Consider the following 26,992-nt stretch of genomic DNA (forward strand, 5'->3'; position numbering starts at 1 on the left):
GTGCTCGAATGGAATTTCTGAACAACCTCGTAAATAGCGTCAATGGCCTCGTCTGGGGCCCGCCCATGCTGGTGCTGATCCTTGGTACCGGTCTGTTCCTGATGATCTTCCTCAAGTTCATGCCATTGACACGCATCCCGACCGGCTTTGCGCTGATGTGGCGTGGACGTACCAAGGGTGACGAAGCGACGGGCGAGATCAGTCCGTTTCAGGCACTGATGACCTCGCTGGCGGCAACCGTGGGTACCGGCAACATTGCCGGTGTGGCCACCGCCATCTTCCTCGGCGGCCCGGGTGCGTTGTTCTGGATGTGGTGCACTGCGTTGGTCGGTATGGCCACCAAGTATTGCGAAGTCGTACTGGCAGTCCACTACCGCGAGAAGGACGACCGAGGCGAGCATGTCGGCGGTCCGATGTATGCCATCAAGAACGGTCTGGGCAAGAAGTGGATCTGGCTGGGAACAGCCTTCGCCATCTTCGGCGGCCTGGCGGGCTTCGGCATCGGCAACATGGTGCAGGTCAACAGCATGGCCCATGCCCTGGAAACCACCTTCGCGGTACCGTTGTGGGCAACCGGCCTGGTCACCATGGTGATCGTCGGGCTGGTGATCCTTGGTGGTATCCGCCGCATCGGGGTGGTGGCTGCATCGCTCGTTCCGTTCATGTGCCTGGCCTACCTGATTGCCGCTGCGGTGGTACTGGTAGTCAATGTCTCGGCGATTCCGGCAGCATTCGACCTGATCTTCACCCACGCCTTCACCCCGATCGCTGCCACCGGTGGCTTTGCCGGCGCTGCGGTCATGGCGGCAATTCGCTTTGGTGTCGCCCGCGGCATCTTCTCCAACGAGGCGGGCCTTGGCACCGCCGGTATCGCCCAGGCAGCCGGCACCACCACCAGTTCGGTACGCTCGGGCATGATCGGCATGCTGGGGACGTTCATCGACACCATCATCGTCTGCTCGATGACCGGTCTGGCGATCATCTGCACTGGCGTCTGGACCAGCGGCGAAAGTGGTGCGGCACTGTCCGCAGCGGCCTTCGAATCAGCCATGCCAGGTATCGGCGGCATCATCCTGACCATCGCCCTGGTGGTCTTCGCCTTCACTACCATCCTCGGCTGGAGCTATTTCGGCGAGAAGTGCTGGGAGTTCCTGGTCGGCACCCGGGCCATCTGGCCGTTCCGGGTGATCTGGGTACTGGCCGTGCCGTTCGGTGCGATCGCCCAGCTCGACTTCGCCTGGCTGCTGGCCGATACGCTCAACGGTCTGATGGCGATCCCCAACCTGATCTCGCTGCTGCTGCTGAGTCCGGTGGTGGTCAAGCTGACCAAGGAATATTTCGCACGTAGTTGATGTCCGATATCGGCCATCTTTCAAAGCCGTGGGGCTGACTGAGGTTCCACGGCTTTTTTCTGCCTCTGTGCATCAAGGAGCCAAGCAATGTCTGAAATCACTCTGAAAGGCGCGCCCGTCCAGGTAGCCGGTGAATTCCCGCAAGTCGGTCAGCAGGCCAAGGCATTCAGCCTGGTTGGTGCTGATCTCGCCAATGTCGAACTCTCGGCGTTCGCCGGCAAGCGCAAGATCCTCAATATTTTCCCGAGCGTTGATACCCCGACCTGTGCCACTTCGGTGCGCAAGTTCAATACGCAGGCCAATGCGCTGGCGAATACCGTGGTGCTCTGTATCTCCGCAGATCTGCCGTTCGCGCAGAAGCGCTTCTGCGGCGCTGAGGGGCTGGAAAATGTGGTCAACCTGTCGACCATGCGTGGCGCCGAGTTTCTCGTGAACTATGGCGTGGCGATTGCCAGTGGGCCTCTGGCGGGCGTTGCAGCGCGGGCAGTTGTCGTGTTGGACGAGCAGGATCGCGTGCTGCATAGCGAACTGGTCGGCGAGATCGGCAGCGAGCCGAACTACGAGGCGGCCATCGCTTCGCTCGCCTGATTTCGTCGCTTAGCGACACGCAAACGGCGAGGCGCTCTACTACGAGGCCTCGCCGTTTCGTTTCTGACGGCGGAAAACCATCGCCGGATGCCGAACCGCTTGTCGTCGTCAATTAGCGCAAACGTCCACGGGCTACTAATTTCTCTCACGCCACCCGGCTCAGGAGTTCCGGGTGTGGAGAAGTCTGCAAAAGTCGCAAATAGGCAGCTTTTCAAAAATCTTTTCGCTCGGCTGCTGTCATAGCGCTGATGCCCATTGAATGGATTCATTTATGCCTACTTCAGAGATCAAGAGAATCGGTGTTTCCGGAACCGGAATGATCGCCCGCGGCTTTGTCCGGTTGATCAGAAATCACTATCCGGACATGCAAATCTCCCGCGTTCTGACACGCCGCCCGCTTTCCTCGATGGCTGACTTTCCGCTAGCGGATGCACTCACCAATTCACTGGACGAGCTGATCGACCATTCCGATCTGGTCGTCGAGTGCAGCGGTGACGTGTTCCACGGAACGTCGGTCATCGAACGTGCATTCGAGGCCGGGCTGAAAGTGGTTACCGTCAATGCCGAGCTGCAGGTAACCACCGGTTCCTATCTGGCAGGTAAAGGCTTCCTGACCGAAGCGGAGGGCGACCAGCCAGGCTCTCTTGCTGCGTTGCGCGAAGATGCTCTGCAGATGGGTTTCGAGCCGCTGGTCTACGGCAATATGAAAGGCTACCTGAACCATGATCCTTCGCCCGAGGACATGGCTTACTGGGCCAATCGCCAGGGAATCAGCATCGACCAGACCACTTCGTTTACCGACGGCACCAAGGTGCAGATCGAGCAGGTGATCATCGGCAACGGTCTCGGCGCGACCATCACCCGTCAGGGCATGGAAGGGCTGGCTTCGACCAATCTGGACGATAGCGCCAGTCTGCTAGGCATGATGGCCGAGCGAGTAGGGCAGCCGATCGTCGATTACGTCATTCCTTCCGGCTATCCGGCCGGTGGCGTGTTTCTGGTCGGCAAGCACGACGAGGATCAGGCGCGCGCCATCGAGTACTTCAAGCTAGGTCGTGGGCCGTTCTACACCCTGGTGCGTCCGTTCCACCTGTGTTCACTGGAAGTCGGCAAGACCGTGCGCCGCGTGCTGAATGGAGGCGGCGTGCTGCTCAATAATTCCACTGAGCCGACCCTGGGCGTTGCCGCGATCGCCAAGCGTGCGATGAAACCGGGCGAGTTGATCGAACGCGGTATCGGTGGTTTCCAGTTCCGTGGCGAGGCCATCAAGCTGGCTCAGCATCCGGACCACGTACCGATCGGCCTGCTGCGCAAGACTGCTCTCAAGCGCGCCGTCGAGCCGGGCCAGATCATCACCTTCGACGACATCGACATCCTGCCGAGTCGTGCGCTGGATATCGTCATGGAACAGCGCAAACCGCGTCTGGTGGAAGTCGAGAGCAAGGCCGACGCCTGGACTACACCGAGCATCAACACGATGGGTATGCTGGCCTTCGGTGGCTGAGCGTTACCCTTTCGAGAAAAAGGCCGCTGTCATCCGACAGCGGCCTTTTTGTTTCTGCGTGACTTCTCTGCGTGACCTCGACGAAACGATGAGCTGCAATGCAGCGGCACTCAGGCCTTGTGCATGGACCAGTAACGAAGCCGGAACAGGTCACGCTCGCCAAGCAGTGTCACGCCGGCGGCGAATGCTGCGAGCACCAGCCCGATATACAGGCACAGCTCAATCAGCCCATGTGGCTGCGGCACGAAATGCAGCGCAGCGGCCACCACGACTGCTGTCGCCAGCCAGCGGGCCAGTACCGCGACGCCAGCCCCTTTCGGCGAGGCGCGATAGACGAACAGTCCCATGAACATCGCCTGCAATGCTGCGCCACTGGAGAAGGCCAATGCCAGGCCGGCGGCCCCGTAATGCCGGTAAAGCGCAGCATCCAGACCGATCGTCATGGCTGAGCTGATCAGCGTGATCACCAGAAACAGGCGGACCTGATGCTGAGCGAGCAATGCGCGCCCCCAGAGCAGGGCGAGACCCATCGCCGGCAGGCCAAGCGCGTAGATGACCATCAACGATGCCGTGGCCTGGGTCTGGGCGGCGCCGAACTCGCCACGCTCCAGCAGCACCGAAACCACGGCTTCCGGAAAGGAGCAAAGCACCACGGTCGCCGGGACCAGGAACAGAAGCGTTGCCAGCAGGCCCTTGCGGATCACTGCGGCATGGCCGGTGTGATCCTGGTCGTTCCAGCTGGCCGAGAACTGCGGGAACAGCACTGACAGCACCGACATCGCATACAGCGTCAGCGGTATGGTTACGATGCGGAACGCAAACGACAGCATGGTAATGCTGCCTTCCTCAAGAAACGAGGCGAACATCCGCTCTGCCAGTATGCAGGCCTGCTGTGCGCCGGCGGCCAGCAGCACGGGGGCGAAGGCCAGGCCGAACTGGCTGCCGTGGCCTTTCTCCAGTGCTTGTGCTTCTCCTCTCAGGTAGCGAATGCGGCGGTGCTGCACAACGATCAGGACGAGCTGAGGCAACAGCATGCCAAGGAAGATCGCCATGCCGCTGGGTTCGAACAGGAGGATGCCGATGATCGCTCCGGCATTGAGCAGCAGCGTCCGGGTCATCGGCAGGATGAACACGTTGTCCATGTTCAACAATGCGCCCTGGCAGTACAGCGCTGCCTGCACCCCGATCAGCAGTGCGCCGACGCAGAAGACCAGTTGGCCGTTGGCGACCTGTTCCGGGGTCCAGCCCGGCGCGAGTGCATTCAGCACCCAATAGCTGGTCAGCAATATCACGAGGCAGACTGCGCCACCGAGCAGCATGATGCGCCAGTAAAGCCAGCGCGCCACCGCCTCGAACAGCGATTGCGACTGGCTGCGCAGCTTTTGCAGGTACGGGATCAAGGCGTCGCGCAACGCCAGGCCAAGGAAATTTTCGAAGAAGAGCGGAAGTATCAGCGCTACGAAGATGAGATCCGCTTCCCAGCTGAGGCCGAAGGAGCGGGCGATGAACAGATCGCGCAGGAAACCGAGAAGAAAACTGGCGACAGTGAGCGCCAGGATGACCAGCGATACATTCATTCCTTGATCCTTTGCGGCCATCGATGCGATGGCCCGTTAACGACACGACAATGTCCGATTCGACGTGCTGGCAGACGCCTGGCCTGCTCACAGCTTTTCTTCACGTGCAAACCCGGTGCAGCGAGAAGAACGGTAAATAGACTTAAGACCTGCTGCATGGTTCCGGGGCAACGCTGTCAAACCGGGCTGACATACATGTCGATACGTAAAAATGCCGTAAAGGCACTTTGCGAGCGGTTCGCGACTGCTTATGGTTCACGCTCCTTTTCAAGCGAACGCCGTTCATGTCCGAGGCTCACTCCAATCCCGCTCGTTTCAGCCCTCGCTGGCTGCTCCTCATCCTTGCCGTGGCCGCCATCGGCCTGCTGGTCTGGTGGCTATGGCCGGCGCCGCAGGAAACGCCGCAGCGTCCCGGCGGCCGGCCAGGCTTTGGTGCGTTTGGCGGACCGGTTCCCGTGCGCGTCGCCAAGGTGGAGCAGGGCGAGTTCGAGGTGTTCAACAAGGCGCTTGGCAGCGTAACGCCGCTCAATACCGTGAATCTGCGCAGCCGCGTAGGCGGGGAACTGGTTGAACTGCGTTTCGAGGAAGGTCAACGCGTGAAGAAGGGCGACTTGCTGGCGGTGATCGATCCACGCCCTTACAAGGTGGCGTTGCAGCAGGCCGAGGGGACCTTGCAGCAGAACCGTGCCCAGCTGAAGAACGCCCAGGTCGACTTCGAGCGCTACCGCGGGCTCTTCGCCGATGACAGCATCGCCAAGCAGACCCTGGATACCCAGGAAGCGCTGGTCAGCCAGTATCAGGGCACGCTGGCAGCCAACCAGGCATCGGTCAACGAGGCACGGCTGAACCTGGAGTTCACCCAGATTCGCTCACCCATCGATGGCCGCGTCGGCCTGCGCCAGCTCGATGTTGGCAACCTGGTCGCGGCCAATGACACCACGCCGCTGGTGGTGATCACCCAGACCCAGCCGATGTCGATCAGCTTCACGCTCCCTGAAGGCGATCTGTTGCCGGTGCTGACCCGCTACCGTCAGGGTGACAAGCTGGCCGTGCAGATCTGGGATCGCGGTGAAAAGCTCATGTTCGGTGAAGGCTTGCTGGAAAGCATCGACAACCAGATCGACGCCACCACTGGCACCCTGCGGCTGAAGGCGCGTTTTGACAATGAGCAGGAACTGCTCATCCCCAACCAGTTCGTCAATGTTCGCCTGCGCGTGGAAACCCTGAGCGATGCGGTACTGATTCCCTCGGCTGCGTTGCAGTTCGGCTCGCGCGGCACATTCGCTTATGTCGTTGGCGAGGACAACAAGGTGCAGCTGCGCCTGCTCAAGGCCGGGCCGAGCAATGGCGAAACGACCGTGGTGCTGGAGGGGTTGGAGGTCGGTGAACGCGTGGTGATGGAAGGTACCGACCGACTGCGCGACGGTGCCGAGGTGGAAGTGGTCGGCAGTCGCCGCATGGCCGAAGAGGCCGCCGAGAATCCCGTGCTCGGGGGTGGCGAGGCCGCGGAGCGCGAGGCGCAATGAACATCTCCCGCCTGTTCATCCTGCGCCCGGTCGCGACCACGCTGAGCATGGTCGCGATCCTGCTGGCCGGCTTGATCGCCTACAAGCTGCTGCCGGTGGCTGCGCTGCCACAGGTGGATTACCCGACCATCCGCGTGATGACACTCTATCCAGGCGCCAGCCCGGAAGTGATGACCAGCGCGGTGACCGCACCGCTGGAGCGTCAGTTCGGGCAGATGCCGGGCCTGGCGCAGATGTCGTCGACCAGTTCCGGCGGCGCCTCGGTGATCACCCTGCGCTTTTCGCTGGACGTCGCCCTGGATGTGGCTGAGCAGGAGGTGCAGGCGGCGATCAACGGGGCGAACAACCTGTTGCCCAACGACCTGCCGGCACCGCCGGTGTACAACAAGGTCAACCCGGCCGACACGCCGGTACTGACCCTGGCGGTGACCTCCGAATCGCTGCCGTTGCCCAAGCTGCACGATCTGGTCGATACACGGATGGCGCAGAAACTGGCGCAGATCAACGGCGTCGGCATGGTCAGCATCGCTGGTGGCCAGCGCCCGGCAGTGCGTATCCGCACCAATCCCGAAGCACTTGCCGCCTACGGCCTGTCGCTGGCCGACGTGCGTTCGCTGATCACCAGCTCCAACGTCAACCAGCCCAAGGGCAACTTCGACGGTCCGACCCGGGTGTCGATGCTCGATGCCAATGACCAGCTGAAGACGCCGGAGGAATACGCCGAACTGATCCTGACCTACCAGGATGGCGCAGCCCTGCGGCTGAAGGATGTCGCCGATATCGTCGACGGCGCCGAAAACGAGCGCCTCGCGGCCTGGGCCAACGAGAGCCAGGCGGTGCTGCTGAATGTCCAGCGTCAGCCGGGCGCCAATGTCATCGATGTGGTCGAACGCATCCAGGCGCTGCTACCGGAAGTGACCGCCAGCATGCCGGCCGGGCTCGATGTGGTTGTCCTCACCGACCGCACCCAGACCATCCGTGCCGCGGTTACCGATGTACAGCATGAGCTGATGCTCGCCACCTTCCTGGTGGTGATGGTGACCTTCGTCTTCCTCAAGAAGCTCTCGGCCACGGTGATTCCATCGATTGCCGTGCCGCTGTCGCTGGTCGGCACCTTTGCGGTGATGTACGTCTGCGGCTTCTCCCTGAACAACCTGACATTAATGGCGCTGACCATCGCCACCGGCTTCGTGGTGGACGACGCCATCGTCATGCTGGAGAACATCGCGCGGCATCTGGAGGAGGGCGAGACACCGCTCAATGCGGCGCTCAAGGGCGCACGGCAGATTGGTTTTACGCTGATCTCGCTGACCTTCTCGCTGATCGCCGTGCTGATTCCGCTGCTATTCATGCAGGACGTCGTCGGCCGGCTGTTCCGCGAATTCGCCATTACCCTCGCCGTGGCGATTCTGATCTCGCTGGTGGTCTCGCTGACGCTGACGCCGATGATGTGCGCCAAATTGCTCAAGCCGCACAGCCTCGCGGAGGCGAAACCCGACTGGGTCGAGCGGTTGATCGGCGGCTACTCGCGCTGGCTGACCTGGGTGCTGCGCCACCAGACGCTGACCCTGCTGGTGGCGGTGGCCACGCTCGGCCTGACCGTTGTGCTCTATCTCGCTGTGCCCAAGGGCTTCTTCCCGGTGCAGGACACCGGTGTCATTCAGGGCATCAGCGAAGCGCCGCAGTCGATTTCCTTCCGCGCCATGAGCGAGCGTCAGCAGGCGCTGGCCCGGGTGATCCTGGCCGATCCGGCGGTGGACAGCCTGTCCTCCTATATAGGGGTGGACGGCGACAACGTCACGCTCAACAGCGGCCGTCTGCTGATCAACCTCAAGCCCCACGGCGAGCGCGACCTGACCGCCAGCCAGATCATCGATCGGCTGCGACCGGAGCTGGCCAAGGTGCCGGGCATCGAGCTGTATCTGCAGCCGGTACAGGATCTATCCATCGAGGATCGCGTTAGCCGCACGCAGTTCCAGTTCAGCCTGGAAACGCCGGACAGCGAGCTGCTGCAGGAGTGGACGCCGCGGCTGGTCGAGGCCCTGCGTGAGCGGCCGGAACTGACCGATGTGGCCAGCGACCTGCAGAGCAGTGGCCTGCAGATCTACCTGGATATCGATCGCGACGCGGCGGCGCGATTGGGCATTCAGGTGGCGGACATCACCGATGCGCTGTACGACGCCTTCGGCCAACGGCAGATATCCACCATCTTCACCCAGGCCAGCCAGTATCGCGTGGTGCTGGAGGCGGAGGCGGGCAATCGCCTCGGCCCGCAGGCGCTGGAGCAGCTGTTCGTGCAGAGCGAAGGAGGCACACCGGTGCGCCTTTCGAGCCTGGCAACCTTTGAGCAGCGCAACGCGCCGCTGCTGATCAACCATATCGGCCAGTTCCCCGCGGTAACGCTGTCGTTCAACCTGGCCTCCGGCGTGTCGCTGGGCAAGGCGGTCGGGGTGATCGAGGCGGTCGAGCAGGAAATCGGCCTGCCGGCTGGCATCCAGACGCGCTTCCAAGGGGCCGCAGAGGCCTTCCGCGCCTCGCTGTCGAGCACGCTACTTCTGATCCTGGCGGCAGTGGTGACTATGTACATCGTGCTTGGTGTGCTCTACGAGAGCTACATCCATCCGATCACAATCCTTTCCACGCTGCCTTCGGCAGCGGTCGGGGCGCTGCTGGCCTTGCTGCTGACTGGCAACGACCTTGGACTGATCGCGATCATCGGCATCATCCTGCTGATCGGCATCGTCAAGAAGAACGCGATCATGATGATCGACTTCGCCCTGGAGGCCGAACGGCACCAGGGCATGAGCCCGCAGGATGCGATCTACCGGGCGGCGCTGCTGCGTTTCCGACCGATCCTGATGACCACGCTGGCGGCGCTGTTCGGTGCGATTCCGCTGATGCTGGCATCCGGCTCCGGCGCCGAACTGCGTCAGCCGCTGGGCCTGGTGCTGGTCGGCGGTCTGCTGCTCAGCCAGCTGCTGACGCTGTTCACCACACCGGTGATCTACCTGTTCTTCGACCGCCTCGGCCAGCGCTTCGGGCGTCGTCGCGAGCCGCTGCTGGAGGCCGAAGCGTGAGCCGGCCTGCGATCGTGCGGGGGCGGGCATGAACCTTTCTGCGCCCTTTATTGCCCGCCCCGTAGCGACCATGTTGCTCAGCCTGGCGATCCTGCTGCTCGGCGGGGTCAGCTTCGGCCTGCTGCCGGTATCGCCACTGCCGAACATGGACTTCCCGGTGATCACCGTGCAGGCCAGCCTGCCCGGCGCCAGCCCGGAAATCATGGCCTCCAGCGTGGCGACACCGCTGGAACGCTCGCTGGGCAGTATCGCCGGGGTCAGCCAGATGACCAGCCGCAGCAGCCAGGGCTCGACCCGGATCATCATCCAGTTCGATCTGGATCGCGACATCAATGGCGCTGCCCGCGACGTGCAGGCGGCCATCAATGCCTCGCGCAACCTGTTGCCCAGCGGCATGCGCAGCCTGCCCACCTACCGCAAGATCAATCCGTCGCAGGCACCGATCATGGTGCTTTCGCTGACTTCCGAGGTACTGGACAAGGCCGAGCTGTACGACATCGGCTCCACCATCCTGGCGCAGAAGCTGTCGCAGGTCTCCGGCGTTGGCGAGATCCAGGTCGGCGGCAGCTCGCTGCCGGCGGTGCGTGTCGAATTGCAGCCGCAGCAGCTGGAGCAGTACGGTGTGTCGCTGGATGAAGTGCGCCAGACCATCGCCAACGGCAACGTGCGCCGGCCCAAGGGCATGGTCGAGGATGCCGACCAGCACTGGCAGGTGCGCGCCAATGACCAGCTGCACCAGGCCGCCGACTACACACCACTGATCATCCGCTATCAGGATGGCGCCGCACTGCGCCTGGGTGACGTGGCGCGAGTGCGCGATTCGGTGGAGGACCGCTACAACAGTGGCTTCTTCAATAACGAACAGGCCGTGCTGCTGATCGTCAACCGCCAGGCCGGCGCCAACATCATCGAGACCATCGAGGGCATCCGCCGCGAGCTGCCGGCGCTGCAGGCGATCATGCCGGGCAGCGTCGACCTGAACATCGCCATGGACCGCTCACCGGTGATCCGCGCCACGCTGCACGAGGCCGAGCGCACCCTGCTGATCGCGGTAGGCCTGGTCATCGTGCTCGTGTTCCTGTTCCTCGGCCGCCTGCGCACCGCACTGATCCCGGCACTGGCGGTGCCGGTGTCGCTGGTCGGCACCTTTGCCGTGATGTACATGTTCGGCTTCTCGCTCAACGTGCTGTCGCTGATGGCACTGATCCTCGCCGCCGGCCTGGTGGTGGACGACGCCATCGTGGTGCTGGAGAACATCGCCCGGCATATCGACGATGGCATGCCACCGCTGAAGGCGGCCTACGTCGGCACCCGCGAGGTCGGTTTCACGCTGCTGTCGATGAACCTGTCGCTGGTGGTGGTGTTCGTCTCCATCCTCTATATGGGCGGCATCGTCGAACGGCTGTTCCGCGAGTTCTCCATCACCCTGGCGGCGGCAATCCTGGTGTCGCTGCTGGTCTCGCTGACCCTGACGCCAATGCTTTGCGCGCGCTGGCTCAAGCCGCATGAGCCGGAGAAGGAAGGGCGCCTGCAGCGCTGGAGCCACGATGCTCATCAGTGGCTGCTGCGCTACTACGATCGTTCGCTGAGCTGGGCGCTACGCCATCGGCGCATCACCTTGCTCAGCCTGCTGGCGACCATTGCGCTGAACGTGGTGCTCTACGTGCAGGTGCCCAAGACATTTCTGCCGCAGCAGGACACTGGGCAGATCACCGGCTTTATTCGCGGCGACGACGGCATGTCGTTCCAAGTCATGCAACCGAAGATGGAGATCTTCCGCAAGGCAGTCCTCGCCGACCCGGCGGTGGAAAGCGTGGCCGGCTTCATCGGCGGGCAGGGCGGCATCAACAACGCGTTCATGATCGTGCGGCTGAAACCGTTGAATGAGCGCGGTATTTCGGCGCAAAAGGTGATCGAGCGCATCCGCAAGAATCAGCCCAAGGTGCCCGGTGGACGGATGTTCCTCATGGCCGACCAGGACCTGCAATTCGGCGGTGGCCGGCAGAGCAGCTCGGCCTATGCCTATACGCTGTTGGCGAGCGACCTCAACGACCTGCGCACCTGGGTGCCACAGGTGACCCGGGCGCTATCCGACCTGCCGGAGCTCACCAGCATCGACGCCAACGACGGCGAGGGTGCGCAGCAGATCAGCCTGAAGATCGACCGTGATGCGGCAAAGCGTCTGGGCATCGACATGAGCACCGTGACCACGCTGCTCAACAATGCTTTCAGCCAGCGGCAGATCTCGACCATTTACGAATCGCTCAATCAGTACCAGGTGGTGATGGAGATCGATCCGAGCTACGCGCAGTACCCGGAGGTGTTGGAGCAGATTCACGTGGTGACCAGTGACGGCCGCCGCGTGCCGCTGGCCGCATTTGCCCGCTACGAGCGCAGCCTGGAGGAAGATCGCGTCAGCCACGATGGCCAATTCGCCGCCGAGAACATCGACTTCGACCTGGCCCCCGGCGTTAGTCTCGACCAGGCGACCCTGGCCATCGAGCGGGCGGTGGCGGCCATCGGCATGCCTAGTGAAGTGCAGGGCCGTCTCGGCGGCACCGGCAGCGCCTTCCAGACCACCCAGGAAGGCCAGCCGCTGATGATTCTCGGCGCCTTGCTGCTGGTCTATATCGTGCTGGGCATTCTCTACGAGAGCTACATCCACCCGCTGACCATCCTTTCCACCTTGCCCTCGGCGGGTGTGGGCGCCTTGCTGGCGATCATCCTCACCGGCGACCAGTTCAGCCTGATCTCGTTGCTCGGGTTGTTCCTGCTGATCGGCGTGGTGAAGAAGAACGCCATCCTGATGATCGATCTGGCGTTGCAGTTCGAGCGTCAGGACAAGCTGTCGCCCGCCGACTCGATCCATCGTGCTTGCCTGCTGCGTTTCCGGCCGATCCTGATGACCACCATGGCGGCCATCCTCGGTGCGCTGCCGCTGCTGCTCGGCGGTGCGGAAGGGGCCGAAATGCGCCAGCCGCTGGGTCTGACCATCATTGGTGGGCTGCTGCTGAGCCAGATCCTCACGCTCTACACCACGCCGGTGGTCTATCTGTACCTGGATCGTCTGCGCCATCGTTTCAACAGCTGGCGCGGTGTTCGCACCGATGCCGCCCTGGAAAACTCGCTATGAATTCGCCGTCGCTGAACCCCTCATCGCTGAAGCATGCCCTGCGCCCCCTCGCGGTTGCCGTGCTCGCCCTGTCATTGGGAGCCTGCACGCTGGGGCCCGACTACCAACGGCCGGACCTGCCGTTGGCCAGCGAATTCAAGCAGGCCGAAGGCTGGAAACCCGCCACGCCGGCCGATGCGCTGCAGCGTGGCGAGTGGTGGCGGCTGTACGGCGATGCCGAGCTGGATGCACTGGTGAGCCGGCTGAATGTCTCCAACCAGAACATTGCCGCTGCCGAGGCGCAGTTCCGCCAGGCACGAGCGCTGGTTCGCGGCGCGCGCTCGCAGCTGTTTCCGATCCTGTCCGGCAGCGCTGGCGTCAGTCGTTCGGCCCAAGGCAGCGGTAGCACCAGCAGCACCGGTAGTACTTTCAATGGTGGGGTGGGTGAAAGCTACGAAGCGGGCCTGAGCGCATCCTGGGAGGCCGATATCTGGGGCCGCTTGCGCCGCAACCTGGAAGCCAATCGCGCCAATATGCAGGCCAGCGCCGCTGACCTCGCTGCTGCTCGGCTCAGTCTGCAGGCGGAACTGGTGCAGACCTATCTGCAACTGCGGGTGATCGACGAACACCAGCGGCTGCTCGACCAGACGGTCGAAGCCTATGCGCGCTCGCTGCGCCTGACCGAGAACCAGTATCGCGCCGGCATCGTGCCCCGGTCCGATGTCAGCCAAGCGCAGACGCAGCTCAAGAGCACCCAGGCGCAGGCCATCGACCTCAAGTGGCAACGGGCGCAGATGGAGCATGCAATCGCGGTGCTGGTGGGCGTGGCGCCGTCGGAACTGGGCATCGCCGTGCGCGAAGATATCCCGCCGTTGCCGGCGATACCGCTCGCCGTGCCGTCGCAGTTGCTCGAGCGTCGTCCGGATATCGCCTCGGCCGAGCGTCAGGTGATGGCGGCCAATGCCAACATCGGCGTGGCGGAGGCCGCCTGGTATCCGGACCTGACATTGTCGGCCAGCGGCGGCTATCGCAACAGCAGCTTCAGCGACCTGTTCAGCGTGCCCAATCGGTTCTGGTCACTGGGGCCGCAACTGGCACTGACGCTGCTCGACTTCGGTGGACGGCGTGCCGAACTGGAGCGGGCCGAGGCCAGTTACGATCAGACCGTGGCCAGTTACCGGCAGACGGTGCTGAACAGCTTCCGCGAGGTGGAGGACTACCTGGTGCAGCTGCGCGTGCTGGAAGAGGAGGCAGTGGTTCAGCGTGAGGCGCTGGAGGCTGCACAGGAATCCCTGCGGCTGATCGAGAACCAGTATCGCGCCGGTACGGTGGACTTCCTCAGCGTTGCAACGGTGCAGACCACCGCGCTGAACAACCAGCGCACCAACCTGACGTTGCTTGGCGACCGGCTGACCGCCAGTGTGCTGCTGATCGCGGCGCTGGGTGGTGGCTGGGATGCTCAACAACTGGAGCAGGCGCCGGTACTTTCGACCACCGAACGCTGAGTGCACGGGCATAAAAAAGCCCCGCCAACAGGCAGGGCTTTTTGCATTGCAGGTCCGGTCAGTTGCGCTGCTTGCGGTTGACCGTTTCGGCAGCCTTGATGATGTCCGCGCCGATCACCGGCTCGAACTGCTGCCACACCGGACGCATCGCTTCACGCCAGCGCTCACGCTCTTCCGGGGTCAGGGCGACGATTTCCGACGTGCCGGCCTGGCGAATCCGCTCGCGGTCGGCCCGGTTCAGCTCGTCGGCCTCACGGTTCACCATGAAGCTGACCTCATCGAGGATCGCTTCGAGTTCGAAGCGGATCTTGTGCGGCATGCCCATCCAGAAGCGCGTGTTGCTCACCACCATATAGTCGAGCACGCCGTGATCGGTCTCGATGATATAGGGCTGCACGGTGTGCATTTTCTTGCTGTAGATGTTCGACCAGGGATTTTCAGCGCCTTGTACGGTACCGGCGCGTAGGGCGTCGTAGACATCGGCGAAGGGAATCTTCTGGGTAGATGCGCCAACAGTGCCGAACTGCGCTTCCAGAACGGCGGACGGCTGGATTCGGAAACTCAGGCCCGAAGCATCGCTCGGCTGGCGCAGCATGCGCGTTGCCGACAGCTGCTTCATGCCGTTGTGCCAATAGGCCAGACCGGTGATGTTCTTGTCTTCCATGGAACGCAGCAGTTGTTTGCCCTTGGCGCGCTTCTGAAAGCGATTGACTGCCTCGATGTCGTCGAACAGGAAGGGCAGGTCGAATACCTGCAGCTGCTTGGTGTACTGCTCGAACTTGGCCAGTGATGGCGCGAGCAACTGGACCTCGTCGTTGCGCAGCGCTTCGAGCTCGGTGGCATCGCCAAACAACGTCGAGTTGGGATAGACCTCGACGCGTACCTGACCGGCCAAGCGCTCTTCGGCGAGGCGCTTGAACATCAATGCACCCTTGCCTTTGGGGGTGTCGTCGGCCACTACGTGGGAGAACTTGATGACGATGGGCTCCGCCTGGGCACAGGCGCTGGCGAGCGCCAGCAAGACCCCGGCAAGAGTAATGATCGGCTTCATGAAAGACTCTTTATTCTGGTTGGTTGGCAGTGCATCCATGCGGACCGACCGCTAGGACACGTCTAGGCTTTCAGCCGCCCCTTATGCCAAAGATAGATGACGACTGAAAGCGCTTTCCCGAACCAACCCGACGGGAGTGGCAGCGTGTCACAGTTTTGCCTGGTGTCCCTCCGCTGGCGCCATCGACGCGTTGCTGGTCCGCAGTGACTTATCGGTCACTTCCCAGCCGCCGCCAAGCGCCTTGTACAGCGCGACCACCCCGCGATAGAGCTCCACTTCGGCCTGCGCCTGGGCATCCTCGGCCGTCAGGCGTTCGCGTTCGGCATCCAGCAACACCAGAAAATCGGCCGTACCTTCGCGATAGCGTATTTCCGCTTGCCGGGCAGCGGCACGGCTGGCGGTGGACTGGCGCAGCAGAGAAAGCAGGCGCTGCTGGGCATTGGCGTAATCACTGAAGGCGTTCTCCGACTCTTCCAGTGCCAGCAGGACCTGGTGCTCATAGCTGGCCAGCGCCGCGTCGGCATCGGCTTCGGCACCACGCAGGCGCGCCCGCACGCTGCCTAGATCGAACGCCGCCCAGCTGATACTCGGTGCCACCCCCCAGGCCTGAGCGGCGCTGGAACCGATCTGCGAACCGCGCCCGGCGATGAAGCCGAGGAAGCCGGAAAGGCTGACCCTCGGAAACAGATCAGCAGTGGCGACGCCGACATCCGCAGTAGCCGCCGCCAGCTGGCGTTCGGCCGCACGAATGTCCGGCCGCCGACGCAACAGCTCGCCGGGATCGCCAATCGGTAGCGCCTTGGCGATTGCCGGCAGCTCGCGGGGCGAGAGGTCGACGCTGAGCTGATCGGCGCGCTGGCCGAGCAGGGTGGCGATGCGATTGCGCGCACGTGCCTGTTGCGCCCTGAGCTGCGGCAGACTGGCTTCGGTCGCCGCCAGCCTCGCGTCGGCGCGCAGCACGTCCAGCTCGCTGCCAACACCCGCTTCGCGAAGCTGCTCGGTCAGCTCGTGGGAGTCGCGCTGAGTCGCCAGGTTGTCGCGCGCGATGCGCTCGCGCAACTGGGCACCGCGCAACTGGCCGTAGGCATCCACCAGTTCGGCAATCAGGCTGACCTGCAGCTGATAGAGCTCGGCTTCGACGGCATCGGCCTGCGCCTCGCTGGATTCCAGACGGCGCTGGATTCGGCCGAATAGGTCCAGCTCCCAGGCCATGTCCAGGCCCAGGTCATAGCGTTCGGCATTCACGCGCTGCTCGGTCACGCCCGGCTGCTGGGCCTTGCCGATATCGGCGCTGGCACCGGCAGTGACGGTGGGCAGACGATCATTGCTGACGTCATCGCGGATCGCCCGGGCGGCACGCAGGCGGGCATAGGCGATGCGCAGTTCGCGGTTCTCGCCTAGCGCTTCGCCGACCAGGGCATCCAGCGTCGGGTCTTCGAACTGTTGCCACCAGGCTGCCTCGAAGCGCGAGCGGTCGTAATCGCCACTCGCTGCTTGGCTGATGCGCGCCGGTTCAGGTTGCGGTGCCCGGTAATCCGGGCCGACCGCGCAGGCGCTCAGTGCCAGAGAGAGCAGTGAAAGGGCGAAGAACTTCATGCCTGAACCTCCTTGTAAACCGCCTTGCGGGCTTCGCGTTTCTCGACGAAGGCGCGAATCACCAGATAGAACACCGGGGTCAGCAGGAGCCCGAAGAAGGTCACCCCGAGCATGCCGCTGAACACCGCGACACCCATGGCATGACGCATCTCGGCACCGGCCCCGCTGGAGAGCACCAGCGGCACCACGCCCATGATGAAGGCGAAGCTGGTCATCAGGATCGGCCGCAGACGCAGGCGGCAGGCTTCGAGGATGGCGGCCAGCCGGTCCATGCCTTCCTCCTGCTTGTCCTTGGCGAACTCGACGATGAGGATCGCGTTCTTGCATGCCAGGCCCACCAGCACGATCAGGCCGATCTGGGTGAACACGTTGTTGTCGCTACCGGCGAGGATCACCCCGGTGATCGCCGAGAGCAGCGTCATCGGCACGATCAGGATCACCGCCAGCGGCAGGCTCCAGCTCTCGTACTGCGCCGCCAGCACTAGGAAGGCCAGCAGCACGCAAAGCGGGAAGACGAAGATTGCGGTATTGCCAGCGAGGATCTGCTGATAGGTCAGCTCGGTCCATTCGTAGCTCATGCCATTCGGCAGTTCAGCCTTGAGCAGTCGCTCCATGGCCGCCTCGGCCTGACCGGAGCTGTAGCCCGGCGCGGCCGCGCCGTTGATCTCGGCGGTGAGGAAGCCGTTGTAGTGCATGACCCGATCTGGGCCAGCGCTGTCGGTGACGTTGACGAAGGTCGACAGCGGGACCATCTCGCCGCGGTTGTTGCGCACCTTCAGCTGACCGATCTGCTCTGGTGCCAGGCGAAACTTCTGGTCGGCCTGGACGTTGACCTGATAGGTACGGCCGAAGCGATTGAAGTCGTTGGCATACAGCGAGCCGAGGTAGACCTGCATGGTGTCGAAGATCTCGTCGATCGGCACACCGTGGGTCTTGGCTTTTTCCCGGTCGATGTCGGCATCCACCTGCGGCACGTTCACCTGATAGCTGGTGAACAGGCCGGCCAGCTCCGGATAGTCCGCGCTCTTGGCAATGACGTTCTGCACCTGGGTGTACAGCTCCTCGTAGCCGAGGTTGCCGCGGTCCTGCACCTGCACACGGAAACCGCCGATGGTGCCCAACCCCTGTACCGGTGGCGGTGGGAAGATGGCGATAAAGGCATCCTGAATCTGCGCGAACTGGCCGTTCAGGTCCGCCGCGATGGCGTTGGCCGAGAGCGATGGGTCCTTGCGCTCATCGAACGGCTTGAGCGGAGTGAAGACGATGCCGCTGTTCGGGCTGTTGGTGAAGCCGTTGATCGACAGGCCCGGGAAGGCCACGGTGTTTTCCACGCCCGGGTGCTTGCCGGCAATTTCCGACATGCGCTTGATCACGTCCTCGGTGCGGTCCAGTGTGGCGGCGTCCGGCAGCTGGGCGAAGGCGACCAGATACTGCTTGTCCTGCGGCGGCACGAAACCGGTCGGCGTGCTGGCGAAGCCCATGTAGCCGAGGCCGACCAGTCCGACATAGACCACCAGTGCAATGCCGCTACCGCGCAGGATGCGCCGCACCAGACCGACGTAGCCGTGGCTGGCGCGGTCGAACATGCGGTTGAACGGGGCGAACAGCCAGCCGCCAAAAATCCGATCGAGCAGCCGCGAGAAGCCGTCCTTTGGCGCGTCGTGCGACCTGAGGAGCGCAGCGGCCAGTGCCGGCGACAGGGTCAGCGAGTTGAACGCCGAGATCACCGTGGAGATGGCGATGGTCAGCGCGAACTGCTGGTAGAACTGCCCGGTGAGGCCGGAAATGAATGCAGTCGGGATAAATACCGCGCAGAGCACCAGCGCCGTGGCGATGATCGGCCCGGTCACTTCCTTCATGGCCTGACGGGTCGCTTCCTCCGGCGACTTGCCGAGGCCGATGTTGCGCTCGACGTTTTCCACCACGACGATGGCGTCGTCCACCACGATGCCGATGGCCAGCACCAGGCCGAACAGCGACAGCGCGTTGAGCGAGAAACCGAGCAGGTGCATGACCGCGAAGGTGCCGATCAGCGACACCGGCACGGCGGCCAGTGGAATGATCGAGGCGCGCCAGGTCTGCAGGAACAGGATCACCACCAGCACCACCAGCACGATGGCCTCAAGCAGGGTATGCACCACCGCTTCGATGGAGCCGCGCACGAAGATGGTCGGGTCGTAGACGATCTCGTAGTCCACGCCTTCCGGGAAGTCGCGTTTCAGCTCGGCCATGCGTGCGCGTACCGAATCGGAGATTTCGATGGCGTTCGAACCCGGGCGCTGGAATACCGGAATGGCCACCGCGGGCTGGTTGTTCAGCAGCGAACGCAGCGCGTACTGGCTGGAGCCCAGCTCGACACGGGCGATATCCCGCAGGCGGGTGATCGAGCCATCTTCACCGGCGCGGATGATGATGTTCTCAAATTCTTCCTCGGTGACCAGGCGGCCTTGGGTGTTGATCGACAGCTGAAAATCGGTGGCACCCGGTGCTGGCGGTGCGCCCAACGAGCCCGCGGCGACCTGGCGGTTCTGCTCGCGGATCGCGTTGACCACGTCAGACGCGGTGAGGTTGCGCGAGGCGACCTTCTCCGGGTCGAGCCAGACGCGCAGGGAGTAATCGCCCATGCCGAACAGCTGCACATCGCCAATGCCATCCAGCCGGGCCAGCTCGTCCTTGACGTTGAGTGCGGCGTAGTTGGACAGGTAGAGCATGTCGTAGCGCTGATCCGGCGAAGTCAGGTGCACCACCATGGTCAGGTCCGGCGAGGCCTTGTCCACGGTCACGCCGAGGCGCTGCACCTCGGTGGGCAAGGTCGGCATGGTGCGCGTGACGCGGTTCTGCACCTGCACCTGGGCGTTGTCGAGATCAGTGCCCAGGCCGAAGGTGATGGTCAGGGTCAGCTTGCCGTCGGCGGTCGCCTGGGAGGACATGTAGAGCATGCCCTCGACGCCGGTGATGGCCTGTTCCAGCGGGGAGGCGACGGTTTCGCCGATCACCTTGGGGTTGGCGCCGGGGAAGTTGGCCCGCACCACCACGGTGGGCGGAACGACTTCGGGGTACTCACTGATCGGCAGCTGAAACAGCGAGATGGCCCCGCCGATGAGGATCACCAGCGACAGCACGGCGGCGAAGATTGGCCGCTTGATGAAGAATTGCGAGAAATTCATGGCGCACTCCGGGGTAGGGCGCGCGTTGGCGCCCTGGCGGATCGATCGGATTGGCGCGGCAGGCGCGCCGGAGTTCAGGTCAGTTGAGAGGCCGTGTTCAGCTGCTTGGGCGCTGCGCCAGGGTGCGTTCGACGACCTGTGGCTTCATCGCCTCGCTGATCGCACGGTTCTGTTGACGCAGGGTGGCCAGCGTTTCGGCGTCGGCCATGGGCACCGACTCCGGCTGCACCGGGCTGCCCGGGCGCACTCGCTGCAGGCCATTGACCACGATGCTCTCGCCTTTGGCCAGACCGCTGCGGACGATGCGCAGCCCTTCGAGCTTGGGGCCGAGCTCGACCGGCCGGTAGGCGACGGTGCCGTCTTCGGCCAGCACCAGGACGAATTTCTTGCCGAGGTCGGTACCAACGGCGACGTCCTTGATCAGCACGGCGTCGTAGGTGGCGCTGCCGACCAGCTTCAGCCGTGCATACAGGCCGGGGGTGAAGCTGCCGTTGCGGTTGTCGAACACAGCGCGGCCGCGGATGGTGCCGGTGCGCGGGTCGACCTGGTTGTCGACGAAGTCCATATGGCCCAGATGCGGGTGGCCGTCCTCGCTGGACAGGCCGAGGTAGACCGGAGTCGCCTCACCACGGTCGCCATTGCGCGCCAGCTCGCGGTACTTGAGGTAGGTACGCTCGTCGGCCTCGAAATAGGCATAGACCTTGTCGGTGGAGACCAGCGTGGTCAGCAGCGCCTCGCCAGCGTTGACCAGATTGCCGGAAGTGATCAGCGCGCGGCCGACGCGACCGTCGATGGGCGCCGTCACGCGGGTGAAGGACAGATCCAGTTGCGCGTGATCCAGTTGTGCCTGAATCGCCGCCGTCGCCGAACGGGCTTCGCTGGCGGCACTGACGCGGGCATCGGCCAGCTCGGCGGAAATCGCATTCTTCTGCCGCAGGCGCTCGCCGCGTTCGGCCTCGGCAACAGTGCGCTGCTGGATGGCACGGGCCTGTTGCAGCTGGGCCTGCAGGCGCTTGACCTCGGCCTGGAACGGCCGCGGATCGATCTGGAACAACAGGTCGCCTTTCTTCACCAGCGCACCTTCCTCGAAGGCCACCTTGTCGATGAAGCCGGACACGCGCGGGCGGATCTCCACCGATTCCGGCGCTTCCAGGCGGCCGGTGAGTTCGTCCCACTCGGTCACCTGCTGCTCGATGACTTCCGCGACGCTGACGGCGGGCGGCGGCATGCCCGACTGGGTGGCCTCCGGTGCCTTGCCACAAGCGGCGGTGATCAGCACCGTCAGGGCGATAAGGGGAAAACGCAAGGCGTTGAACGAACGTTCCATGCTTGACTCCGCAAGTCGGATTTGTTGATGGCAGGAGTCTGCGTGGTCAAGTCGTTCAGCAGAAATCGAACAAGGCGAAGGTGAATATCATTGGCGGTGATGGTTAACGATTCGGAATCAGCGCCGGGCGAGGTGCGCTGTGCGGCAGGCGCCGCTTTGGCGGAACACCGGCTAGTGCCTCGCCAGCGGTTCAGGACACCGAAACACAGAAGTGAAAAGCAAATGAAGCGGTTTTAAAGGCTGTCCGGATCACCAACGAACATCTGGATACGCGAGCGCAGCCAGCGTTCGGCGGGGTCGTTGTCCTGGGCGCCGCGCCAGGCCATGGATAGCTCGAAGTCCTGGCTGGTCTGGAACGGCAGCGGTTCGGCGCGCACGCCGCCGTTGGCGGCCAGCGCGGCGGCGGCGTAATCCGGAACGGTGGCGATGATGTCGGTTCCGGCGAGCAGGCTGGCCAGGCCATTGAACTGCGGCACCGCCAGGACCACCTTGCGCTTGCAGCCGTGCAGCGCCAGTTCCTCGTCGATATAGCCGTTGAGATCGCCGGCAAAGGAGACCATCGCATGCGGGCGGCTGCAGTAGTCCTCCATGCTCAGCCGGCCGGGAATGCTGTCGGCGCGCAACAGCATCGGCTTGGGACGGCGCAGCACCTTGCGTTTGGAGTTGGCCGGCAGTTCCTCGGTGTAACAGACGCCCACGGAAATCTCGCCGGATGCCAGCAGGCCGGGCATCAGCAGGTAGTTGGCTCGGCGTACCACCAGCACCACGTCCGGCGCTTCGGCGCGCAGGCGGCGCAGCAGCGGTGGCAGCAGGGCGAACTCGACTTCATCGGTCAGGCCGATGCGAAACACCTGGCTGCTGGTGGCCGGATCGAAGGTCGAGGCACGACTGACGGCAGTAGAGATCGAATCCAGTGCCGGCGATAGCAGCTTCGCGATCTCCAATGCGCGAGCCGTAGGCTCCATGCTGCGGCCGGTACGCACGAACAGCGGGTCGTCGAACAGGGTGCGCAGGCGTGCCAGCGCTGCGCTGATCGCCGGCTGGCCTAGAAACAGCTTTTCTGCGGCGCGGGTCACGCTGCGCTCGTGCATCAGCGTTTCGAAAACGATCAGCAGATTGAGGTCAACACGGCGAAGGTCGTTGCGATTCATACCTGGTTCACGTCGAGCCTGCAGCCGGGCCAGGAGGCATCCGGCTCTGGAGGGTGGTATGCATTCTAGACAGCTTCGGTAGCCAGCGGCATGCCCGATCCCGCTTTCGAAATGCACAAAGCTGCAATGCCTGGCAGGGATACATACGCAGTTCCATCATTACGGCGCATGGGGACTATCAATGGGAATCCACGCCGTTCGCTGGAGTTGTGACGATACTGACGATAGAGTCCGTTTGCACAGTAGTAAGTGAGGGGTCGAAATGTCCCGCATCATCCGTTTTCATCAGTTCGGTCCGGCCGACGTGTTGCGCCACGAGGAGCGCGCGGTGCCGGTTGCCGGCCCCGGCGAGGTGCTGATCGGCGTTCGTGCCATCGGCGTCAGCTGGAATGACGTGCTCTGGCGCCAGGATCTTGCGCCACGACACGCGCGTCTGCCTGCCGGGCTCGGCAGCGAAGTGGCAGGCGAGGTGCTGGCGGTGGGTGAGGGCGTCCAGGGTTTCAGCGTCGGCGATCAGGTTGCCGGCTTCCCGGCCCACGATCTCAATCAGTATCCGCTCTACGCCGAGCACGCGCTGCTACCGCAGCAGGCACTGGTGCACTACCCGGACATGCTCAGCGCCAGCGAGGCGGCGATCCACTACACGCCGATGCTGGTGAGCTATTTCGCCCTGGTCGAACTGGCCCAGCTGGAGCCGGGCCAGTACGTGCTGATCAATCAGGCCGCGCATTGCACCGGCCCGGCGGCCGTGCAGCTGGCCAAGGCGCTGGGCGGACGGGTGATCGCCACCTGTGACACCAGCGAGGACCGTGACTACCTGCGCGAACTGGGTGCCGAGACGGTGATCGTCACCGAGGAAGAAGACCTGGTCGGCCGCCTGCAGAAGCTGACCGAAGGCCGTGGCGTCGAGGTGGTGCTGGATGCCTGCGGCGGCTCGCAGATGAAGCTGCTGGGCGATGTCATGGCGCCGCTGGGCAAGCTGATTCTCTACGGCATGAACGGTGGCAACGAGACCGCGCTGCCGGTCTGCGCGGCGTTCAAGAAGAACTTCAAGTTCTTCCTGCACTGCCTGTGCGACTTCACCGGGCAACCGGAGCTGGGCATCGAGCAGAATCGCGAGGCTGTCGAGCGCGCGCTGCAGCATATCAATCAGCTTACCGCCGACCGCCTGCTGCGCCCGCAGGTCGATCGGCAGTTTCCGTTCGAACAGGCCGTCGAAGCCCATCGGTATGTTGAAAGTGGCATCCCCCGCGGTCGTGTCGTGCTGACCTTGGGCTGAGCCTTGAAGGGCCCTGTACAGGGCCCTCTCATCGCCCCGCAGAAACTTTTATCGCGCCGTTCCAGTCCTCCGAAGACAGGCTCACAACCTAGACGGAGGATTTTCCATGGCTGAAGACAATCAGACCCTCCCGCCGCAGGAGCAGCCCGAGCCCGGCAAGGAAGGGCTGATGAACCCGCGCCCGGAATACCGCGGCGAAGACTACAAGGCGGCGGGCAAGCTCGAAGGCAAGGTGGCGATCATCACCGATGGTGACAGCGGCATCGGCCGCTCGGTGGCCGTGCTCTACGCCCGTGAGGGCGCCGACGTGGCGATCCTCTACCTCGACCAGCATCAGGACGCTGAGGAAACTCGTACTGTGGTCGAACAGTACGGCCGTCGCTGCCTGACCTTCGCCGGTGACGTGGCCGATCGCGAGGTCTGCCGCAAGGTCATCGACGAAACCCTCGCCGCGTTCGGCAAGCTCGACATCCTGATCAACAACGCCGCCGAGCAGCACCCGCAGGAAAAGCTCGAGGACATCAGCGAAGAGCAGTGGGAGAAGACCTTCCGCACCAACATCTTCGGCATGTTCCAGATGACCAAGGCGGCGCTGCCGCACCTCGGCAAGGGCGCTTCGATCATCAATACCACCTCGGTCACGGCCTACAAGGGCAGCCCGCAGTTGCTGGACTATTCGGCAACCAAGGGCGCGATCACCGCTTTCACCCGTTCGCTGTCGATGAACCTCGCCGAGCGTGGCATTCGCGTCAACGGCGTCGCGCCGGGGCCGATCTGGACGCCCTTGATTCCCTCGACCTTCGATGCCGACGAGGTCGCCGAATTCGGCTCCAACACGCCGATGAAGCGCCCCGGACAGCCCGATGAAGTGGCGCCCGCCTACGTCTACCTGGCGAGCAGCGATGCAGCCTACGTCAGTGGACAGGTCATCCACGTCAACGGCGGCACCGTGGTCAACGGCTGACCCATTGCCGGGCCAGCGAATGGCCCGGCCACATCCACGCTTGGAGAACGACCATGCCACGCACGATCTGGAAAGGCGCAGTCAGTTTCGGACTGGTACACATCCCGGTGGCGCTGGTGCCGGCCACCACCCGCCAGGGCATCGATTTCGACTGGCTGGATAAACGCAGCATGGACCGGGTCGGCTACAAGCGCATCAACAAGACCACCGGCGAGGACATCGACAGCGAGAACATCGTCAAGGGCGTCGAGTACGAGAAGGGCCATTACGTGGTGATCAGCGATGACGAGATCAAAGGCGCGCACCCCAAGGCGACCCAGACCGTGGACATCGTTGCCTTTGTCGATGCCAAGGACATCTCCTTTCTCTACATCGACACGCCGTACTACCTGACCCCGGACCGCCGCGGGGAAAAGGTCTACGCGCTGTTGCGCGAGACGCTGATCCAGACCGGCAAGGTCGGCATCGCCAACGTCGTGCTACGTAACAAGCAGCACCTGGCGGTGGTGATGCCGCTGGGCAAAGCCTTGGTGATGAACACCCTGCGCTGGGCCGACGAGGTGCGCGGCGTCGAGTACCTGGAACTGAAGGATGAAGCGCTCGATCCGGATCTGGCCGAGCGTGAGCTGGACATGGCCAAGCGGCTGGTCGAGGACATGACCGAGAAGTGGAAGCCGGAGCAGTACAAGGACACCTTCCAGGACCAGATCATGGACCTGGTGGAGAAAAAGGCCCGCGAAGGCAAGCTGGAAGCCGTCGGCGGACCGGAGGAGGCGGTGGATCGGCGTTCGGCCGATGTCATCGACCTTACCGAGCTGCTCAAGCGGAGCCTTGCCGCCAAGCCTGGCAAGGCCCGCGCTGCCAGCGAAGACGACGAGGCGGACGATGCGCCGAAAAAGGCGCCGGCCAAACCGAAAACCACGAGCAAGGCCAAAGCAGCCAAATCGACTGCATCCTCGTCGACGCGGGCGCGCAAGGCGCCGGCCACCGATAGCAAATCCAGCAAGAAGGCCAGCTGACCGAGGGCGCCATGCCAGCAAAGCGCAAAAGCACCGAACGGCCGCTGATTGGCGGCATCGGCATCAGCAACCCGCAGCGGGTGATCGACGCGGCGACCGGCACCACCAAGTTCGCCCTCGCCGAATATTACCTGTCGGTCGCCGACTGGCTGGTGCCACAGCTTGCCGGGCGGCCGCTGTCCATTGTTCGCGCCCCGGAGGGCATCGGCGGTGAGAGCTTCTTCCAGCGCCATTGCGGCCGGCTGAAGATGCCGCATATGCGCGCGCTGCCGAAGGATCTGGACCCGGAGCATGCGCGGCTGATCCAGGCCGACAACATCACGGCGGTGCTCGAAGCGGTACAGATGGGCAGCGTGGAGTTCCACACCTGGAATGCCCGCAGCGATCGTGTCGAACGGCCGGACCGGGTGATCTTCGATCTCGATCCCGACCCCGCATTGCCCTGGTCGCGAATGATCGACGCCACCGAACTGACGTTGGCGCTGCTCGACGAGCTCGGGCTGCGAGCATTTCTGAAGACCAGCGGCGGCCGCGGTATGCATGTGGTCGTGCCTATCGAGCGACGGCACGACTGGGATTGCGTGCGCAGCTTCGCCCAGGGCGTCACTCAAAGGCTCGGCCGTCAGCACCCGGAGCGCATCGCCTGCAAGATGGGCGCACAGAATCGGGTCGGACGCATCTTCGTCGATTACCTGCGCAACCAGCGTGGCGCCAGCACGGTGGCGGCGTTCTCTGTGCGCGCACGGCCGGGGCTCGGCGTTTCGCTGCCGGTGAGCCTGGATGAGATGCGTCAGCTGGAAGGAGCGGATCAGTGGCGGCTGGGCAATGCCAGGGCGTACCTGAGCGAGCGCGGCGCCGATCCGTGGGCCGAGTACGGCAGCACCCGCCAGCGGCTGACGAGCACGTTGCTCGAGAAGTTGCGCAAAGAAGGCTGAGGGAGCTCATGGGCGGGCTTTCCGCGGCACGCCATCGCAACCAGGCTCGATCCCATATCAGGGCGAGGAGATTGGCATCCAGTTGCTAGACCTGCGCTCTGGGGTCTGATCGCCAATGGCCGCGGGAGGACCGGCCATTTCACCGTCAGCGTCGCCGCCTTTCACCGTCGTGAAACAGCTTGATGCCAGGCCGAAATCCCCGGCGGTAGAGCCGCCCGTCATGCCATCGGAACCCGCTCGCTCGGGCAAAGTCGACCTTCTA

At 63.7% G+C, this 26,992-nt stretch carries 17 protein-coding genes; 11 read left to right on the forward strand and 6 right to left on the reverse strand.

Going from position 1 to position 26,992, the window contains the following annotated elements:
- Window positions 1–8: 8 nt before the first annotated feature.
- The 3 genes from BHD08_RS19070 to BHD08_RS19080 all read left to right on the forward strand — a co-directional run bounded on the left by BHD08_RS19070 (window position 9) and on the right by BHD08_RS19080 (window position 3,444).
- A complete protein-coding gene (locus tag BHD08_RS19070; RefSeq protein WP_015276952.1) occupies window positions 9–1,352 on the forward strand; it encodes a sodium:alanine symporter family protein in 1,344 nt (447 codons plus the stop codon).
- Window positions 1,353–1,439: 87 nt separating this feature from the next.
- The gene (tpx, locus tag BHD08_RS19075) at window positions 1,440–1,940 is read left to right on the forward strand and encodes a thiol peroxidase (RefSeq protein ID WP_015276953.1); all 501 of its coding nucleotides are present in this window, start codon (window positions 1,440–1,442) and stop codon (window positions 1,938–1,940) included.
- Between the two features lie 316 nt (window positions 1,941–2,256).
- Complete coding sequence (locus BHD08_RS19080) at window positions 2,257–3,444, forward strand: NAD(P)-dependent oxidoreductase (RefSeq protein WP_125024378.1); 1,188 nt, start codon at window positions 2,257–2,259, stop codon at window positions 3,442–3,444.
- A 110-nt stretch (window positions 3,445–3,554) separates the two neighbouring features.
- On the opposite strand, the gene BHD08_RS19085 is transcribed toward BHD08_RS19080, so the two are convergent.
- Window positions 3,555–5,021 (reverse strand): lipid II flippase MurJ, encoded by a 1,467-nt coding sequence (locus tag BHD08_RS19085; RefSeq protein WP_015276955.1) that lies wholly within the window; start codon window positions 5,019–5,021, stop codon window positions 3,555–3,557.
- A 284-nt stretch (window positions 5,022–5,305) separates the two neighbouring features.
- Here BHD08_RS19085 and BHD08_RS19090 point away from each other — a divergent pair, with 284 nt between their 5' ends.
- The 4 genes from BHD08_RS19090 to BHD08_RS19105 are packed head-to-tail and all read left to right on the forward strand — an operon-like array spanning window position 5,306 to window position 14,241.
- On the forward strand, window positions 5,306–6,547 hold the full coding sequence (locus BHD08_RS19090; RefSeq protein ID WP_125024261.1) for an MdtA/MuxA family multidrug efflux RND transporter periplasmic adaptor subunit: 1,242 nt from the start codon (window positions 5,306–5,308) through the stop codon (window positions 6,545–6,547).
- Window positions 6,544–9,624 carry an MdtB/MuxB family multidrug efflux RND transporter permease subunit gene (locus tag BHD08_RS19095; RefSeq protein WP_125024264.1) on the forward strand — a complete coding sequence of 1,027 codons (3,081 nt, stop codon included), beginning with the start codon at window positions 6,544–6,546 and terminating at the stop codon, window positions 9,622–9,624. Before BHD08_RS19090 ends, BHD08_RS19095 begins: the two co-directional genes overlap by 4 nt.
- 28 nt (window positions 9,625–9,652) lie before the next feature.
- Complete coding sequence (locus BHD08_RS19100) at window positions 9,653–12,757, forward strand: efflux RND transporter permease subunit (protein WP_125024267.1); 3,105 nt, start codon at window positions 9,653–9,655, stop codon at window positions 12,755–12,757.
- Window positions 12,754–14,241, forward strand: coding sequence for an efflux transporter outer membrane subunit (locus tag BHD08_RS19105; protein WP_125024270.1), 1,488 nt, complete (start codon window positions 12,754–12,756; stop codon window positions 14,239–14,241). Before BHD08_RS19100 ends, BHD08_RS19105 begins: the two co-directional genes overlap by 4 nt.
- A 58-nt stretch (window positions 14,242–14,299) precedes the next feature.
- Here BHD08_RS19105 and BHD08_RS19110 read toward each other — a convergent pair whose 3' ends face one another.
- From BHD08_RS19110 to BHD08_RS19130, 5 genes are all read right to left on the reverse strand, one after another.
- Window positions 14,300–15,292: a TRAP transporter substrate-binding protein gene (locus BHD08_RS19110; protein WP_125024273.1), complete on the reverse strand. Its 993-nt coding sequence runs from the start codon at window positions 15,290–15,292 to the stop codon at window positions 14,300–14,302.
- Window positions 15,293–15,439: 147 nt separating this feature from the next.
- Complete coding sequence (locus BHD08_RS19115; RefSeq protein ID WP_125024276.1) at window positions 15,440–16,888, reverse strand: efflux transporter outer membrane subunit; 1,449 nt, start codon at window positions 16,886–16,888, stop codon at window positions 15,440–15,442.
- Complete coding sequence (locus tag BHD08_RS19120; protein WP_125024278.1) at window positions 16,885–20,055, reverse strand: efflux RND transporter permease subunit; 3,171 nt, start codon at window positions 20,053–20,055, stop codon at window positions 16,885–16,887. The genes BHD08_RS19115 and BHD08_RS19120 overlap by 4 nt, the downstream gene beginning before the upstream one ends.
- A 97-nt stretch (window positions 20,056–20,152) precedes the next feature.
- The gene (mexE, locus tag BHD08_RS19125) at window positions 20,153–21,382 is read right to left on the reverse strand and encodes a multidrug efflux RND transporter periplasmic adaptor subunit MexE (protein ID WP_125024281.1); all 1,230 of its coding nucleotides are present in this window, start codon (window positions 21,380–21,382) and stop codon (window positions 20,153–20,155) included.
- A gap of 233 nt (window positions 21,383–21,615) precedes the next feature.
- Window positions 21,616–22,533, reverse strand: a complete 918-nt coding sequence (locus BHD08_RS19130) for a LysR substrate-binding domain-containing protein (protein WP_125024284.1) — start codon at window positions 22,531–22,533, stop codon at window positions 21,616–21,618.
- Between the two features lie 262 nt (window positions 22,534–22,795).
- Here BHD08_RS19130 and BHD08_RS19135 point away from each other — a divergent pair, with 262 nt between their 5' ends.
- The 4 genes from BHD08_RS19135 (at window position 22,796) to ligD (ending at window position 26,730) form a co-directional block, all read left to right on the forward strand.
- Window positions 22,796–23,812 carry a zinc-dependent alcohol dehydrogenase family protein gene (locus tag BHD08_RS19135; RefSeq protein ID WP_125024287.1) on the forward strand — a complete coding sequence of 339 codons (1,017 nt, stop codon included), beginning with the start codon at window positions 22,796–22,798 and terminating at the stop codon, window positions 23,810–23,812.
- A gap of 106 nt (window positions 23,813–23,918) precedes the next feature.
- Complete coding sequence (locus BHD08_RS19140; RefSeq protein ID WP_125024291.1) at window positions 23,919–24,776, forward strand: SDR family oxidoreductase; 858 nt, start codon at window positions 23,919–23,921, stop codon at window positions 24,774–24,776.
- Between the two features lie 53 nt (window positions 24,777–24,829).
- Window positions 24,830–25,795, forward strand: a complete 966-nt coding sequence (locus BHD08_RS19145) for a Ku protein (protein ID WP_125024294.1) — start codon at window positions 24,830–24,832, stop codon at window positions 25,793–25,795.
- Between the two features lie 11 nt (window positions 25,796–25,806).
- Window positions 25,807–26,730 carry a non-homologous end-joining DNA ligase gene (ligD, locus tag BHD08_RS19150; protein ID WP_125024297.1) on the forward strand — a complete coding sequence of 308 codons (924 nt, stop codon included), beginning with the start codon at window positions 25,807–25,809 and terminating at the stop codon, window positions 26,728–26,730.
- The last annotated feature ends 262 nt before the right edge of the window (window positions 26,731–26,992 follow it).

The sequence above is a fragment of the Pseudomonas sp. SCT genome, from assembly GCF_003864275.1.
Lineage (GTDB): Bacteria > Pseudomonadota > Gammaproteobacteria > Pseudomonadales > Pseudomonadaceae > Stutzerimonas > Stutzerimonas stutzeri_AE.